Origin of the sequence: Citrobacter sp. T1.2D-1, from assembly GCF_950098555.1 — a bacterium.
Taxonomy (GTDB): Bacteria; Pseudomonadota; Gammaproteobacteria; order Enterobacterales; family Enterobacteriaceae; genus Citrobacter_A; species Citrobacter_A telavivensis.
On the sequence record NZ_CATNHH010000001.1, the window covers coordinates 435,086 to 450,276 of the forward strand.

Here is a 15,191-nt window from a genome sequence, read left to right on the forward strand (position 1 = left end):
CGTCATCCTCCACATAACGTCACGACAATACGTTTTCACCGCCCGGCCTGTGATATAACAAATCATCACTTTGTCGGAGGCGCTGACCGTGACCCATACCCGAGATATTCCGCAATCGTTCTGGCGCGATGAACGGCTTACGTGGCTGGAACTGCGCAGCACCTGGCGCAGTCATCAGGCCTATAAGCGTCATCATCATCCGCAACTCTCTATTGGGGCCATTCTGGAAGGTGAAACCTGCTGCGTCAGCCACGGCAAAGAATATCGCCTGCAGGTGGGCGATCTGATTGTGATCCCGCCACTGGTGCCTCACAGCTGTAACCCTGTCGACGGACAGTTTCGCAGCTACCATATGCTCTACCTTGACGCCGACTGGTGCCTTGCTCAGTTGCCCGAACTGACGCCCCACACACCACTCTTCGCACCGAATCCGGTGGTCCGCAACCCACAACGCTTTCAGCACTTTCTGGATCTTGTTGCGTTAATGGAGAAGCGGCAAACCGCACCGCTTGTCGATGCCGCCCGCCTCCTGTTGCGCGCGCTCCCCTTGCAGTCAGGAAATCCGCAGCGTTCGCGTGCGACCAGTCAGTCTCTGAAAGCGCGACTGCAACGCAATTTGCTTTCTCCACCGTCGCTTGATGACGTCGCGCAAGAGTTCGGCATGCGTAAAGAAACGCTGATCCGCACCTTTAAGCAGGACACCGGTCTGACGCCGGGCAGCTATCTGAACATCGCGCGGATCGATTTTGCCAGGACGCGACTGCGCGCCGGAGACGACATCGCCGACGTCGGCTATCAGAGCGGTTTTGCCGACCAGAGTCATTTCCACCGTACCTTTGTCAGCTATACCGCCGCCACGCCGCGCCAGTATGCGCGGGCACGATCAATATCAGACAATAATTAGCGTTTCACCGGGCGTAACGTGACCTCAGGTTTGCACACTGAGGTCACTATGGAAGCGTTGTCTGTACTCTTTCCCCCAGCATTTCCCGCACTGGCGCTGGCGCACTTTGTGGCGCTGCTCAGCCCCGGACCAGATTTCTTTTTACTGGTGGGCTACGCCGTTCGCTACCGACTGCGCGGCAGCGCCGGGCTGTGTCTGGGGATCGCCGCCGGTAATGGGATCTATATCCTGCTGGCGATTGCCGGCTGGGGAATTCTCCGTCAGCATCCTTTGCTCTTCACGCTGATCGCGCTGCTGGGCGCACTCTATTTACTGTGGATCGGTAGTCTGCTGTTACGCAGTCGTCCGCAAGCGCTGACGGGCGCAGATGCCCAGTCCACGTGTCCAGGCCTGGGCAAACAGGTGCTGCTGGGGCTGGGTTCATCGCTGCTCAATCCGAAAAACGCCCTGTTCTATCTGGCGCTGATGACCGCCCTGCTTGGCCCGTCAGTGACGCTGTTGCAGCAGGCCGTCAGCGGCGTCTGGATGACCAGCGTCGTGCTAGGCTGGGATCTGTTGATTGTGATGGGAATTGGCCTGCCGTTTGTCCAGCGACGGCTCAGTCATGGGATCGTGTGGATCGAACGCATTGCCGGGGCCGTGTTGATCGCCTTCGGCTGCGGGATCGTCTGGCGTTTTCTCTTCCCGTAGACCATTGGCGCGCGGAATGTTTTCAGCTCAATCTATTGACTAACATCAAATTATAATGACACTTAAGGTGTATATTTTCCGTTCAACTTACTTTTCCCGAGGTGTGATGTGCTGATAACCATTTGTAATCGATACACATTCTGACACAGATCAGAATGTGTTCCCCTGTCTGTGATTCCCCATGGGCAGTGCTTTTGATTACATGAAATTCAGTACATCCGCAGTCTGCTGTTCTCTATTTTCTGCCTGATGTCCCTGTGACAGTATTGAATTTCGTTGTTCCCATTAAGGGGTTCTCCACATGGAGTTCGTTTTGTATGCAATGGATTATTGAGTTTTTCAAGCGGCACGCCACGACGCTGTTCTTTCCGATGGCGCTGATTCTGTACGATTTTGCCGCCTATCTGTCGACGGACCTGATTCAGCCAGGCATCATCAACGTCGTGAGAGAGTTTGATGCCGATGTCAGTCTGGCACCGGCAGCGGTCAGTCTTTATCTCGCGGGGGGGATGGCGCTGCAATGGCTGCTGGGGCCGCTTTCCGACAGGATCGGTCGTCGTCCGGTACTGGTCACGGGGGCGCTCATTTTTGCTCTCGCCTGTACCGCCACGCTGTTCACCACCTCAATGACACAGTTCCTGGCGGCACGCGTGGTGCAGGGCACCAGCATCTGCTTTATCGCGACGGTCGGTTATGTCACGGTGCAGGAAGCGTTCGGGCAGACAAAAGCCATCAAGCTGATGGCGATCATCACCTCTATCGTGCTGGTGGCGCCGATCATCGGCCCGCTTTCCGGCGCGGCGCTGATGCACTTCGTCCACTGGAAAGTGCTGTTTGCCATTATTGCGGTGATGGGTTTTATCGCCTTTATGGGCCTGTTGCTGGCGATGCCGGAAACGGTCCAGCGCGGTGCGGTGCCATTTAGCGCGATCGGTGTCGTACGCGATTTCCGTGATGTCTTTCGCAACCGCGTGTTCCTCTTTGGGGTCGCCACGATCTCGCTGAGCTACATCCCGATGATGAGCTGGGTCGCCGTTTCCCCGGTGATCCTGATCGACGCGGGCGGCATGAGTTCCTCACAGTTCGCCTGGGTGCAGGTCCCGGTATTTGGTGCGGTGATCGTCGCCAACATGGTCGTTGCACGTTTTGTGAAAGATCCGACCGACCCACGCTTTATCTGGCGTGCGGTGCCGATTCAACTCAGCGGCCTGTTTGTCCTGATTGCCGGGAACCTTTTCTGGCCTCACGTGTGGCTGTGGTCGGTACTGGGCACCAGCCTGTATGCGTTTGGTATCGGGCTTATCTTCCCGACGCTGTTTCGCTTCACGCTGTTTACCAACAATCTGCCGAAAGGCACCGTGTCAGCCTCGCTGAACATGGTTATCCTGGCGGTCATGGCCGTTTCCGTCGAAATCGGGCGTGGACTGTGGTTTAACGGCGGCAGGATCCCGTTTCACCTGCTGGCGGTGATTGCGGGTGTGGCGGTGGTATTCACGTTGAAAGGGTTGTTAGCGCGGGTGCGTCAGTATCAGGCAACGGAGCTGGCAACAGAGAAGTAAAATCAGGCCCCGCCATGCGGGGCCTGTGACTTTTTACGCGATGCGGGCAAAGCCGGCTTCAAGGTCGGCAATCAAATCGCCGACATCTTCCAGACCGATATGCACCCTCACCAGCGTCCCGCTGAAATCGACATCTCCGGCCGGGCGAATACTGTTCAACTCCTCCGGCTGGTTTGCCAGAATCAGCGACTCAAACCCGCCCCACGAATAAGCCATATGGAACAGAGAGAAGTTATCAAGGAAGTTCGCTAACTGCTCATCCGTCAGTCGTTTTTTCAGCACAAACGAGAACAGACCGGAACTGCCGCTGAAATCACGCGTGAAGTATTCGTGCCCCGGACACTCCGGCAGCGCCGGATGATTTACTCGCGCCACTTCCGCTCGTGCTGACAACCAGCGCGCAATCTGAATACTGCTTTCCTGATGCTGCTTCAGGCGCACCGACAGCGTGCGCAGGCCACGACTGCCGTTATACGCGGTATCAGCATCCAGCGTTTGCCCCATCAGATACGAGTTCTCGCGCAATTGATCCCAGCAGCGCGCATTGGACACCGCCGTTCCCAGCATGCCATCCGAGTGGCCGATCGTGTATTTAGTCCCCGCCTGAATCGAGATATCCACCCCGTAGTCCAGCGCCTTAAACAGCACGCCCGCCGCCCAGGTGTTGTCGATCATAATGACGATCTCCGGATTCACCGCGCGGATCGCCTTCACCATTCCCGGCACATCCTGAACTTCCATCGTGATCGAGCTCGGTGATTCAAGAAACACCACTTTGGTTTCCGGGCGGATCAGGTCGACAATCCCGGCGCCAATCATCGGATCGTAGTACGTTGTTTCGACGTTGAATTTACTCAGGATCTTATTGCAGAAATCCTGTGTCGGTTCATACGCCGCGCCGGTCATCAGCAGATGATCGCCGCTCTGTACAAACGCGAGGATCGCGTTTGTCACCGCCGCCGCGCCGCACGGGTAAAGCGCGCAGCCGACGCCGCCTTCCAGTTCACTCATCGCCTTCTGGAACGCGAAGTGGGTATAAGTGCCACGGCGACCGTAAAACAACTCGCCGTTTGCGCGATTGGCGGTGGCGAATTTTTTGTCCTTCACGGTATCAAACACCAGCGAAGAGGCGCGCTGGATAACCGGGTTTACCGCACCCTGGGTATAGCGTTTATCGCGTCCGGCGATGATCAACTGGGTTTCGAGTTTCACTGAATCTTTCATAACTTTTCTTATCCTTAATTCTGCGTTAAACCTCGGCTACCGTAGCCGTCGCATCTATCTCTGCATTCACCGATTTTTTCCCGGAGAAGCGTTCTACAATTTGTGCCGCATTCAAATCATGAATCACGTTAATCAGCGTCGCCGGCGCATCGGTAATGGTGCCCAGCACCACTAACATAGGAATGGTTTCCATCGGCAGCCCCAGCGTAGTGACGATAAAGATCTCCCCAAGGAATGCCCCACCCGGCACGCCGCCGACGATAATCGCGGAAAGCACGGCGATCAGCATGGTCAGGAAGAAGGTTTCCGTCGTGAACGGAATCCCCAGCACCGAGTAGATAAAGACTATCTTCAGCGCCGCGATCATCGCCACGCCGCCCTTATTCAGGTTGACCAGCAGCGGGATCGAGACATCGACAATTTCCGGGTTAATCCCCATCGCTTTGCCCGCGCGCAGCGTCACCGGCAGCGTTCCCAACGAAGAACAGGTGCCCAGCGCCGTCACGGAAGGCTCAATAGCGTGACGCCAGAAGGCTTTCACTGCCGGTATGCCGCCGCCAATGTAAGAGTAAAGAATAGAACCCAAAATGTAGTAAGCCAGCGTGGCAACCATGAACAGGCCAATCGCCCGGGCAAAGGTGAGCAGCAGTCCGGAATCCTGACTGGCCATCGTGGCGGCAAAGTAGCAGCCAAGCCCCAGCGGCGCGACCTTCATGATGATCGATACGATCTTCATAATGACGGTGTTGGCATCTTCCAGTAGCGAGGCAATGCGTTTGCCCGCCTGTTCTGACTGACCAATCGCGATCCCGGCAATGATCGCCATCACGATCAGCGCGAGGATATTCGACTTAGAAAACAGACCAATAAAGTCGTTGGTGGTGATCATGCTGACAAAGTCCATCTTGCCGCTGCCCGCCTGCACGGACTGCGAAAGATCGATGGTGACCCCCTGCGCCGGGTTGTACCACAGGGCTAACGCCACGATACCGGCAGCAGGAATAAACGCCATTGCGATGGAAACGATAAAGATAATCGCCATAATTCGCCCTAAACGTTTCAGGTCGGTCATGCTGGCGATGGAGGACATTACGCTGATTCCCACCAGCGGAACGATAATCATAAATAACAGGTTCAGGAAAATCTGACCTATCGGCTGGAGTTTACTGGCAAACGCGGGGGCGTAAATCCCTAATAAACCACCTGCAACCAGAGCAAGTAATAAAATAATTGACGATTTGTAGGGTTCGAGTCGTGTCCACATAATCGGTACCTTTTATAAGAATGGAATTAAATGAGAGTAAATTCACAATTTGGCGACGTTCTGTTTTTGCCTCCTTACTATTTGTGACGCAACTCACTTAAGTTGTTATTTTTTCATTTTGTGCGTAGGTCGTTTCCTGTGGTTCAATAGTTACATGTTTCAAAACCCAATGTAACGGCCTATTCGTACCGTTTTTGCAAATCACTTGTGAGTAAAAGGAAACAATGAGCACACCCATTTCTCTCAAGCATTTAGAATTTTTTGTCCGGATTGTGGACTGCGGAGGATTATCTGAAGCCGCGGTGCAACTTAACGTGTCGCCGTCGGCGGTCAGTAAAAGTCTGGCGGCAATGGAGGATACGCTGGGGACCACATTAATTAAGCGCACGACCCGCAGTATTACCCTGACCGACGCCGGGCAATATTTATTTAACCGGGCCAATAAATTACTGAAAGAGTTTGATGAAACGTTAAATACCACCTCCGGTTATTATCACAATCCGCAGGGTGAATTACGCATTACCTGTTCGATTGCCTTCGGCTATTCCCGACTGGTCAATCTGGTGGACAAATATCGCACCCAGTACCCGGATGTGAATCTGTATATCGATCTCAACGATAACTTCGTCAATCTGAACGACACGGATTTCGATATCGCCCTGCGCATCTCCACCGCGCCACCGCAAAACTATGCCATGCGTAAACTGGTGCCTATCCGCTGGGCGTACTGCGCGTCTCCCGGTTACCTCGCGAAAAAAGGAATGCCGCTACGGCGTACCGATCTGGTGAATCATGACTGTCTGGTTTACCCCGGCCTGACCCCCGTTCTGAAGGTTGCCGACGAGCAGGATCGCCTGCATCAGTTGAAACTGCATATGCCTATCCAGGCCAACAGCAGCCTGGTGCTGCTGAAATCGGTGCTGGAAGATCAGGGCGTAGCCTATCTGCCCACCTATCTGATTGGCGATCATATTCAGAAAGAGGAGATCACCCCGCTAATGCTCGACGGCACCATCACCTGCGAAACGCACACCCTTTATGCGCTCTATTTCCCCAGCAAATACAGCAACCCGAAGGTGCGTTCATTTATTGATTTTCTGGTCGCAGAGCTAGGGACGCTGCCGGCGTGGGACAACTGGATCCCCGGCTGATCCCCGGTTGTTTTTGCACGATCCCCCCGTCTGGCTCTATCCTTAACCCTATGAATAAAATCGCTGAACTCAAACGCGCCAAACTGTTGGCGCTCTCATTACTGCTGATCGCTGCCACCACGTTCGTCGTCACCCTCTTCCTGCCGCCCGGCTTTTGGGTCAGCGGGATCAAAGCCATTGCCGAGGCGGCGATGGTCGGTGCGCTGGCGGACTGGTTTGCGGTGGTGGCGCTGTTTCGCCGCGTCCCCCTCCCGTTCATTTCTCGGCACACGGCGATTATTCCCCGTAATAAGGACCGGATCGGCGAGAACCTGGGTCAGTTCGTGCAGGAGAAATTCCTCGATACCCAGTCTCTGGTCGCGCTAATCCGCCGCCATGAGCCCGCGCTACTGATTGGCAACTGGTTCAGCCAGCCGGAAAACGCCCAGCGGATCGGGCAGCATCTGTTGCAGATCATGAGTGGTTTTCTGGAGCTGACCGATGATGCCCGTATCCAGCGCCTGCTAAAACGTGCGGTGCATAAGGCAATTGATAAGGTCGATCTCTCTGGCACCAGCGCCCTGATGCTGGAAAGCATGACCAAAAACGATCGCCATCAGGAGTTGCTCGACACGCTGATCGCCCAGTTGATAGCGCTCCTCCAGCGCGACAGTTCCAGAACCTTTATCGCCCGGCAAATCGTCCACTGGCTGGAGACCGAGCACCCGCTGAAGGCCCGAATTCTGCCCACCGAGTGGCTGGGCGAGCACAGTGCAGAACTGGTGTCAGAGGCGGTGAACTCGCTGCTTGATGACATCAGCCACGATCGCGCGCATCAGATCCGCCACGCCTTCGATCGCGCCACCTTTATGCTCATCGACAAACTGAAAAACGATCCGGAGATGGCGAACCGGGCGGAAAGCATCAAGGATTACCTGAAAGAAGATGATGCCTTTAACCGCTATCTCGGCGAGCTGTGGGCGGATTTACGCCAGTGGTTAAAGAATGATATCAACGCCGAGGATTCCCGGGTGAAACAGCGAATCGCCCATGCCGGACAGTGGTTTGGCGAAACGCTGGTTGCCGACGATGCGCTACGCGCCTCGCTCAACGGCCATCTGGAGCAGGCCGCCCATCGGGTAGCACCGGAGTTTGCCGCCTTCCTGACCCGCCACATCAGCGACACGGTGAAAAGCTGGGATGCCCGCGATATGTCGCGGCAAATTGAACTCAACATCGGTAAAGATTTGCAGTTTATCCGCGTCAACGGCACGCTGGTGGGCGGGACTATCGGGCTGGTGTTATATCTGTTGTCGCAAATCCCCTCACTACTGCCCGCACTGCCCACTTTTTAAGGAGAAAAAATGGCTGACATTACCCTGTCCCCGGCGGAACGCGACGGTCTGCGCGAGGCGCTCAGAGACTACTGCCGCGATCATTTCGAACTGGAGCTGGAACAGTTCGACGCCGAGTTTTTTATTGATTTTATTAGCGAAAAATTGGGTCCGGCGTACTACAACGCGGGCATTGAGGAGGCGATTCGCACGCATCTTGCCTGGAGCGAGCGCATCCAGGAAGAGATGGATCTGAAGAAAATTTTATAGTGCCTTACCTGGCGGGAGATCAATAAACCCACAATAATGACATGGTTATAATGCGAACACTTTTAACATCTCCCGTGTCACGGGGAAGGAAAATCCATGTCGCTTATCACCGATCTACCCGCCATTTTCGACCAGTTTTCTGAAGCCCGCCAGAAAGGCTTTCTCACCGTGATGGATCTCAAAGAGCAGGGTATCCCGCTGGTGGGGACCTATTGCACCTTCATGCCGCAGGAGATCCCGATGGCGGCGGGAGCGGTGGTGGTCTCGCTGTGCTCAACGTCCGATGAAACCATCGAAGAGGCCGAAAAAGATCTGCCGCGCAACCTCTGCCCGTTGATCAAAAGTAGCTACGGCTTCGGCAAAACCGACAAATGCCCCTATTTCTACTTTTCTGACCTAGTGGTGGGTGAAACCACCTGCGACGGCAAAAAGAAAATGTACGAGTACATGGCTGAGTTTAAAGCCGTTCACGTCATGCAGTTGCCAAACAGCAGCCAGGATGCCGCCTCACGCACACTGTGGAAAGCAGAAATTCTGCGCCTGCAACAGGCCGTGGAAGCACGCTTTGGGACGCCGGTAACTGAAGCGGCGCTGCGTGAAGCCATTGTCCTCAAAAACCGTGAACGTCGCGCGCTGGCGAATTTCTATCGTCTCGGGCAGCTTAATCCCCCCGCATTGAGCGGCAGCGATATCCTGAAAGTGGTGTACGGTGCAACCTTCCGCTTTGATAAAGAAGCCCTCATTGACGAACTGAACAGCATGACCGCGCGGGTGCGCCAGGCGTGGCAAGATGGCAAACGACTGGACGCCCGTCCGCGCATTCTGATCACCGGTTGCCCGATTGGCGGGGCGGCAGAAAAAGTGGTGCGCGCCATTGAAGACAACGGCGGTTGGGTGGTGGGATACGAAAACTGCACCGGCGCGAAGGCGACCGAGCAGTGCGTTGCGGAAACCGGCGACGTCTATGACGCGCTCACCGATAAATATCTCGCCATCGGCTGTTCGTGCATCTCTCCAAACGAACAGCGTCTGACGCTGCTCAGTCAAATGGTGGAAGAGTACCAGGCCGACGGCGTGGTGGATGTGATTTTGCAGGCCTGTCATACCTATGCCGTTGAGTCACTGGCCATTAAGCGTCATGTTCGTCAGCAGCACAACCTCCCTTATATCGCCATTGAAACCGACTACTCCACCTCGGATATCGGCCAACTCAGCACCCGCGTCGCGGCCTTTATTGAAATGCTGTAAGGAACAGGCGTGACGTATTCGATAGGGATTGATTCCGGCTCGACGGCGACCAAAGGTATCTTACTGGCAGGCGGCGTGATTCAGCGCCGTTTCCTGTGCCCGACGCCATTCCGACCAGCCGACGCCATCCGCGAGGCCTGGGACGTTCTCGCACAAGGTCTGGAAACGCGACCGTACCTGACCTTAACCGGCTATGGTCGCCAGTTGGTTGATTTTGCCGACAAGCAGGTAACCGAAATTTCCTGTCACGGACTGGGGGCGCGGCTACTGGCTCCCGCCACCCGCACGGTCATTGATATTGGCGGACAGGACAGCAAGGTTATCCAACTGGATGACGACGGCAACCTCACCGACTTTCTGATGAATGACAAGTGTGCAGCGGGCACCGGACGTTTTCTGGAGGTCATTTCGCGTACCCTGGGCGCCAGCGTGGAGCAACTCGACGCCATTACCGCCGGCGTTGCGCCGCACGCCATCAGCAGCATGTGCACCGTCTTTGCCGAATCCGAAGTGATTAGCCTGCGCTCTGCGGGTATCGCTCCGGAAGCGATCCTCGCGGGCGTGATCAACGCAATGGCGCGGCGCAGCGCCAACTTCATTGGTCGACTCTCCTCACAAGGTCCGCTGCTGTTTACCGGCGGCGTCAGCCACTGCGCGGCCTTTGCCCATATGCTGGAAGGCCATGTCGGCATCCCGGTACACACCCACCCTGACGCGCAGTTTGCCGGTGCCATTGGCGCGGCGCTGATTGGTCAACGGCAGAGAAAGCGCGAATGACGGAATACCTGTTTTTGTTTCATTCGACGGTGGGCGTGATTCAGACCCGCAAAGCGTTGCAGGCCGCAGGCATGACCTTTCGGGTTGCTGATATTCCCCGCCAGTTGCGCGGGGGCTGCGGGCTGTGTGTCTACCTGCATTGCCAGCCCGGAGAAGAAGAGCGGTGGGTGATCCCCGGTCACACCGAATCGATCTACCGCCTTGAGTCGGGCGACTGGCAATGTGTGGCAACCTTCGATGCGCCAGCGCGTTGACCCGCTAAACCGCGATAAATTTCACTCTGCAATTATCGCGAAGTTAAGGATTCATTAAGATAAATCGTTATACTTCTCATCTTGCTCTCTTTGATTTTATTTAAGGAAGAATAATGAGATTGTCCGCCCGATGTCTGAATCCCCCTCTGCGAGTCATGCTACTTCTTGCTTTACTCATTGTGGGAGTGAGTGATGTCGTATCGGGTGGGGCCGCGCCCGACGGCGACAATAATTCCCTTGCGGATTATCGCGTGACGATAGATGGGGAACGAATCGCCGGAGTGAAAAAGAATGTCTCCTCACTCACCTGGTCTGATAAAAGTGACACGCTGTTCAGCACGATCAATAAACCTGCCGCGATTATTGAATTGACCAAACAGGGTCAATTACTGCGTACCATCCCACTCGATTTTATTCGCGATCTGGAGACCATTGAGTTCATCGGCGACGACACCTTTGTCATCAGCGATGAAAGTGATTATTCCATTTACGTTATTACTATCAATGCGCAGTCACAGGTGAACATCATAAAAAAGTTGAAGCTTGATCTGTATGAAACCCCGACCAACGATGGCTTTGAGGGACTCGCCTGGTCACGAGAGAAAAAGACATTCTGGTTTTTCAAAGAAAAGAGACCGATTGGGATCTATAAAGTGACGGGGCTGCTCAATAATGACAATTTGACTATTGCTAAAGACAATACTCTGCAACAGCAGCTTAATGTGAAGGATATTTCAGGCGCGGAATTTAATGCGCGACAGAATAGCCTGCTGATCCTGTCTCACGAATCACGCGTGCTCAAAGAGGTCAAAACCGACGGCGACGTCATCGGCGTCATGACGCTGACCGAAGGCCACCACGGGTTAGAACACACCATACGGCAGGCAGAAGGGATCGCGATGGATAACCAGGGATCGCTGTTTATGGTTGCTGAGCCTAATTTGTTTTACCGCTTCACGTCCAACACCGCACAATAATTCCTCCATCGCCTTACCCATTTGTTATAAATTTGTTACTCTCGCATTTCGCACACGACAAATAACAATGGGTACGGCATGAGCCAGCCACAGCACATCGCAGACCGGTATTCACTCAGCACCGCCCTCTTCGGGATGATGGTATTAGCGCTGGGCATGGGGATTGGCCGTTTTCTCTATACCCCGATGCTGCCGGTGCTGCTGGCCGAGGGGCGCTTTACGTTTTCCGAACTGTCGTGGGTAGCCAGCGTCAACTATGCGGGATACCTGGTCGGCAGCCTGCTGTTCTCCTTCGGACTTTTTCATCAGCCGGGACGTTTACGCCCCATGCTGCTGAGTTCAGCGGTGGCAACCGGCGGACTGATCCTCGCGATGGCGCTATTCTCCGGGCCAGTGGTGGTAATGCTGGTACGCTTTCTGGCGGGCGTCGCCAGCGCCGGGATGCTGATCTTTGGCTCTACGCTGGTACTGCAACATACCCGCAATCCTTTTGTCATTGCCTCACTGTTTTCTGGCGTCGGCGTGGGGATTGCGCTGGGTAACGAGTACGTGATTGCCGGATTGCACTTTGCGCTCTCCTCCCACGCGCTGTGGGTCGGGGCGGCGGCCTTCTCCGCCGTGCTGGCGATTCTGCTGGCGCTGTTGCTTCCGTCCCGCGCTCACGCGCTGCCAGCCGTAACGCAGGCAAAAAACGTATCGCAGTCGATGCGCTGGTGGCTGCTGGCGCTGCTCTACGGCCTGGCCGGATTCGGCTACATCATCGTCGCGACCTATTTGCCGTTGATGGCAAAAGACGCGGGTTCGCCACTGCTGACGGTCCATCTGTGGACGCTGGTTGGCGTCTCGATTGTGCCGGGCTGCTTCGCCTGGCTGTGGGCCGCGAAACGCTGGGGGGTGTTGCAATGTCTGACCGCAAACCTGGTGATTCAGGCCGCCTGTGTGCTCCTGACACTAGCCAGCGGCTCTCCGCTGTTGCTGGTACTGAGCAGCGTGGGATTTGGCGCGACGTTTATGGGTACCACGTCGCTGGTTATGACCCTCGCGCGCCAGCTTATTGTGCCAGGAAACCTCAATCTGCTGGGGTTTGTCACGCTGACCTACGGCATCGGGCAGATCCTGGGACCGCTGTTAACCACGCTGTTGGGCAGCGGTACGCAGGCCATTACCGATGCCACGCTGTGTGGTGCACTGGCGTTATTTATCGCCGCAACAATCAGCGCCCTGCAGTGCTATAAACAAAAGCGTTTGCTGGCGTGTCGTATCAACGACATGCGCTCACGATCATAATGCGGGGAGCCTGGTGAATCCACGCCAGTAATTCGTTAAGCAGTGAAGCCGCGACGATTTTACTGGCGGCGGCGATTGACCAGGAAAAGAGCGTCACGCTGAGCTCCCACGCCATGAACGAAACGGTCGTCACGACCAGAGTCAGGCCAACTGCGATGACCGTAATACACGCCACAGAACGCCAGAATGGTAAAGGCATCATCCTGTAAAACCGGCCCGCACTTATTCACGACCGCCTTCATGGGCGATGCGATGAAGCATAAGCGCTTCGGCAATAATATCCTGTTTGCTTTTACGCGTTTCTAAAGCCAGTGTCCGGACATAGTCCCAAAGCGTGGTTTCAACACGGGCACTTAACAGCACCATATCTTTAGAACGGGTTCCTCTGGCTTTACGGATATCGGGATAATCGCGGGAAGGCATCGTCAGCTCCTGAAGGCTATTTCATCTTAACTGGGGAGGAATATGCAGTTGGCTGAATAACAAGTCAACGCACAGTATTTCAGCAGTCGGGTGATGAAAATGTTAAGAAAACGCCTTGAAATGGAACGCCGTTTCAAGTGAAAGATGACCCGTAGCAGACTAATGATGTCAGGGTTTATTGACATGCCAGGATTAATTCAGTGATTTTCAGCCCCCATTCTCCCGGCTAAACATTCACTGCAATTATTGAAAATTCCTATCCGCCAATACGTTACTTCTGAGATAAATGTTTACATTGAGGACAATAACGGGCTTTTTTAGAGCGAGTTACGACGACCTCTTTCAATTATTTTCGCTAAGGCAGCATATCCCTTTTGTCATCCGACGTCTTACCACCACCACCGCAAACGCCAAAAAGGTAAACAGGTCGTAAATAAGGACATTTTTTAACGGCGCAAATTAAGTGCGCATTAATTGATATTAATCAATTCTTAAAGGTGTGATTTGCCAGTTTTTGGTAAGAATCTGATGAAGCACACAAATACCGACGGCTTTTGTACACTAAATTTTACGTTACCTGCCAGATGCATAATAAACTACAGGCATTGACTTCATGTACCGCGCCGGTCTGTGCTGCTTCCCCCCATCAGCCGGAGACACGGCGCACTGTCTGTTATCGTTCCCTTAATGCCTCTTTCGCCTTATTCAGCGGTTTCAACAGGTACTCAAGAATCGTTTTATTCCCCGTTTTGATGTCCACCGTCGCAATCATGCCTGGAAAAACCGGGAAGGCTTTTTTCTGCTTGTTAATTAACTGATTACTGTCGGTACGGATATAGACGCGGTAGTAATACAGATCGCGTTTAACTTCATCCTGGATGGTGTCCGGTGAGATGACCGTCACCACGCCATTGATACCGCCATAAATGGAATAATCGTACGCCGTAATCTTCACCATCGCTTCTTGCCCGGGATGGATAAAGGCAACATCGCGCGGCAGGATCTTCGTCTCAATCAGGATCTGATCGTCTAACGGCACCAGACTCATCAGTTTTCCGCCTGGCGGGATCACCCCACCGACGGTGGTCACGTCGATATCTTTCACGATCCCGCGCACAGGGGCGGTAAAGGTCAGACGCGTCAGCGAATCTTCACGTCCGTGCATCACCGAACGCTCTGTTTCAATCTCCGCATTAGCCCGCGCCAGCTCTTCCCGGGCGCGAACGTAATATTGCGTCTGCAACTCGGCAATCTTATTTTCCATCTCATTCATTTGACGGCGCAGACGCAGTACTTCGACATGGCTGGCCGCCCCCTCTTTAATCAGCGGCTGGGTCAGCGCCAGCTCTCTCTGAATAAGTGCAATCCCCTGTCGCAGCCCTTCAACGCCTTTCTCAAGGCTTTCGCGGCGGGAATGATACAACGCGCGCTCCTGGTTAATCAGTGCCGTCTCGTTGTTCAGTTCTGCCGGAAACACCAGATCGGTGCCGTTCACTTCCGCAGTAAGACGCGCCGACGTCGCCATCGCAGCATTCAGTTTCGATTCACTCTCTTTCACGCCCGATTCTGTTTTCGTCCGGTCAAGCTGCGCCAGAATCTGCCCTTTTTCAACGATATCCCCTTCACGAACATGCAGTTTGTAGATAATGCCGCCTTCCAGCGACTGAATCTCCTGCTCGTGGGATGACGGCACCACCTTACCGCTGCCAGTGGTGACCTCGTCGAGATGAAAGTAGCTCATCCAACCGACAAACGCGGCCAACAGAGCAAACAGGAACCAGGCGACCAGTGAAGAGCGCGGGAGCTTCGGTTCACTGAGGCGACTGTTAAAACGGTTAAAATCGCTCATA

General features: G+C 54.5%; 16 protein-coding genes. 11 read left to right on the plus strand and 5 right to left on the minus strand.

Going from position 1 to position 15,191, the window contains the following annotated elements:
• Positions 1-88 precede the first annotated feature (88 nt).
• The 3 genes from QQZ17_RS02085 to mdtM all read left to right on the plus strand — a co-directional run bounded on the left by QQZ17_RS02085 (position 89) and on the right by mdtM (position 3,153).
• On the plus strand, positions 89-904 hold the full coding sequence (locus QQZ17_RS02085) for a helix-turn-helix transcriptional regulator (protein ID WP_152401981.1): 816 nt from the start codon (positions 89-91) through the stop codon (positions 902-904).
• Between the two features lie 48 nt (positions 905-952).
• Complete coding sequence (locus tag QQZ17_RS02090; protein WP_152401979.1) at positions 953-1,594, plus strand: LysE family translocator; 642 nt, start codon at positions 953-955, stop codon at positions 1,592-1,594.
• 326 nt (positions 1,595-1,920) lie between these two features.
• Entirely contained in the window at positions 1,921-3,153 is a 1,233-nt protein-coding gene (mdtM, locus tag QQZ17_RS02095; protein ID WP_187697500.1) for a multidrug efflux MFS transporter MdtM, read from the plus strand.
• Positions 3,154-3,186: 33 nt separating this feature from the next.
• Here the strand turns inward: mdtM and metC are convergent, their stop codons facing one another.
• Both metC and QQZ17_RS02105 read right to left on the minus strand, forming a co-directional pair.
• Positions 3,187-4,377, minus strand: a complete 1,191-nt coding sequence (gene metC, locus QQZ17_RS02100) for a cystathionine beta-lyase (protein WP_152401975.1) — start codon at positions 4,375-4,377, stop codon at positions 3,187-3,189.
• Between the two features lie 25 nt (positions 4,378-4,402).
• The gene (locus QQZ17_RS02105; RefSeq protein ID WP_152401972.1) at positions 4,403-5,641 is read right to left on the minus strand and encodes a dicarboxylate/amino acid:cation symporter; all 1,239 of its coding nucleotides are present in this window, start codon (positions 5,639-5,641) and stop codon (positions 4,403-4,405) included.
• A gap of 224 nt (positions 5,642-5,865) precedes the next feature.
• On the opposite strand from QQZ17_RS02105, the gene QQZ17_RS02110 reads away from it, so the two are divergent.
• The 8 genes from QQZ17_RS02110 to QQZ17_RS02145 all read left to right on the plus strand — a co-directional run bounded on the left by QQZ17_RS02110 (position 5,866) and on the right by QQZ17_RS02145 (position 12,918).
• A complete protein-coding gene (locus tag QQZ17_RS02110; protein WP_152401970.1) occupies positions 5,866-6,792 on the plus strand; it encodes a LysR family transcriptional regulator in 927 nt (308 codons plus the stop codon).
• Between the two features lie 50 nt (positions 6,793-6,842).
• Complete coding sequence (locus tag QQZ17_RS02115; protein ID WP_152401968.1) at positions 6,843-8,126, plus strand: DUF445 domain-containing protein; 1,284 nt, start codon at positions 6,843-6,845, stop codon at positions 8,124-8,126.
• A gap of 9 nt (positions 8,127-8,135) precedes the next feature.
• On the plus strand, positions 8,136-8,375 hold the full coding sequence (locus QQZ17_RS02120) for a DUF2164 domain-containing protein (protein WP_046487156.1): 240 nt from the start codon (positions 8,136-8,138) through the stop codon (positions 8,373-8,375).
• 96 nt (positions 8,376-8,471) lie between these two features.
• Complete coding sequence (locus QQZ17_RS02125) at positions 8,472-9,623, plus strand: double-cubane-cluster-containing anaerobic reductase (RefSeq protein WP_152401966.1); 1,152 nt, start codon at positions 8,472-8,474, stop codon at positions 9,621-9,623.
• Between the two features lie 9 nt (positions 9,624-9,632).
• The gene (yjiL, locus tag QQZ17_RS02130; protein WP_152401964.1) at positions 9,633-10,400 is read left to right on the plus strand and encodes a putative 2-hydroxyacyl-CoA dehydratase activator YjiL; all 768 of its coding nucleotides are present in this window, start codon (positions 9,633-9,635) and stop codon (positions 10,398-10,400) included.
• On the plus strand, positions 10,397-10,654 hold the full coding sequence (locus QQZ17_RS02135; RefSeq protein WP_152401962.1) for a DUF3343 domain-containing protein: 258 nt from the start codon (positions 10,397-10,399) through the stop codon (positions 10,652-10,654). Before yjiL ends, QQZ17_RS02135 begins: the two co-directional genes overlap by 4 nt.
• A gap of 113 nt (positions 10,655-10,767) precedes the next feature.
• The gene (locus QQZ17_RS02140; RefSeq protein ID WP_152401960.1) at positions 10,768-11,631 is read left to right on the plus strand and encodes an SdiA-regulated domain-containing protein; all 864 of its coding nucleotides are present in this window, start codon (positions 10,768-10,770) and stop codon (positions 11,629-11,631) included.
• Between the two features lie 78 nt (positions 11,632-11,709).
• Positions 11,710-12,918, plus strand: coding sequence for an MFS transporter (locus QQZ17_RS02145; RefSeq protein WP_152401958.1), 1,209 nt, complete (start codon positions 11,710-11,712; stop codon positions 12,916-12,918).
• On the opposite strand, the gene QQZ17_RS02150 is transcribed toward QQZ17_RS02145, so the two are convergent.
• From QQZ17_RS02150 to QQZ17_RS02160, 3 genes are all read right to left on the minus strand, one after another.
• Positions 12,893-13,120, minus strand: a complete 228-nt coding sequence (locus QQZ17_RS02150) for a hypothetical protein (RefSeq protein ID WP_152401956.1) — start codon at positions 13,118-13,120, stop codon at positions 12,893-12,895. The two genes, QQZ17_RS02145 and QQZ17_RS02150, sit on opposite strands and share 26 nt — an antisense overlap.
• 20 nt (positions 13,121-13,140) lie before the next feature.
• On the minus strand, positions 13,141-13,341 hold the full coding sequence (locus QQZ17_RS02155; protein ID WP_152401953.1) for a hypothetical protein: 201 nt from the start codon (positions 13,339-13,341) through the stop codon (positions 13,141-13,143).
• Positions 13,342-14,014: 673 nt separating this feature from the next.
• Positions 14,015-15,190, minus strand: coding sequence for an HlyD family type I secretion periplasmic adaptor subunit (locus QQZ17_RS02160; protein WP_152401951.1), 1,176 nt, complete (start codon positions 15,188-15,190; stop codon positions 14,015-14,017).
• Between the last annotated feature and the right edge of the window lies 1 nt (position 15,191).

Bases quoted from the DNA above. Each gene is read 5' to 3' on its own strand.
- QQZ17_RS02090 (WP_152401979.1), top strand. From the start codon at position 953: ATGGAAGCGTTGTCTGTACTCTTTCCCCCAGCATTTCCCGCACTGGCG.
- metC (WP_152401975.1), bottom strand. From the start codon at position 4,377: ATGAAAGATTCAGTGAAACTCGAAACCCAGTTGATCATCGCCGGACGC.
- QQZ17_RS02105 (WP_152401972.1), bottom strand. From the start codon at position 5,641: ATGTGGACACGACTCGAACCCTACAAATCGTCAATTATTTTATTACTT.
- QQZ17_RS02110 (WP_152401970.1), top strand. From the start codon at position 5,866: ATGAGCACACCCATTTCTCTCAAGCATTTAGAATTTTTTGTCCGGATT.
- QQZ17_RS02115 (WP_152401968.1), top strand. From the start codon at position 6,843: ATGAATAAAATCGCTGAACTCAAACGCGCCAAACTGTTGGCGCTCTCA.
- QQZ17_RS02120 (WP_046487156.1), top strand. From the start codon at position 8,136: ATGGCTGACATTACCCTGTCCCCGGCGGAACGCGACGGTCTGCGCGAG.
- QQZ17_RS02125 (WP_152401966.1), top strand. From the start codon at position 8,472: ATGTCGCTTATCACCGATCTACCCGCCATTTTCGACCAGTTTTCTGAA.
- QQZ17_RS02135 (WP_152401962.1), top strand. From the start codon at position 10,397: ATGACGGAATACCTGTTTTTGTTTCATTCGACGGTGGGCGTGATTCAG.
- QQZ17_RS02140 (WP_152401960.1), top strand. From the start codon at position 10,768: ATGAGATTGTCCGCCCGATGTCTGAATCCCCCTCTGCGAGTCATGCTA.
- QQZ17_RS02145 (WP_152401958.1), top strand. From the start codon at position 11,710: ATGAGCCAGCCACAGCACATCGCAGACCGGTATTCACTCAGCACCGCC.
- QQZ17_RS02150 (WP_152401956.1), bottom strand. From the start codon at position 13,120: ATGATGCCTTTACCATTCTGGCGTTCTGTGGCGTGTATTACGGTCATC.
- QQZ17_RS02155 (WP_152401953.1), bottom strand. From the start codon at position 13,341: ATGCCTTCCCGCGATTATCCCGATATCCGTAAAGCCAGAGGAACCCGT.
- QQZ17_RS02160 (WP_152401951.1), bottom strand. From the start codon at position 15,190: ATGAGCGATTTTAACCGTTTTAACAGTCGCCTCAGTGAACCGAAGCTC.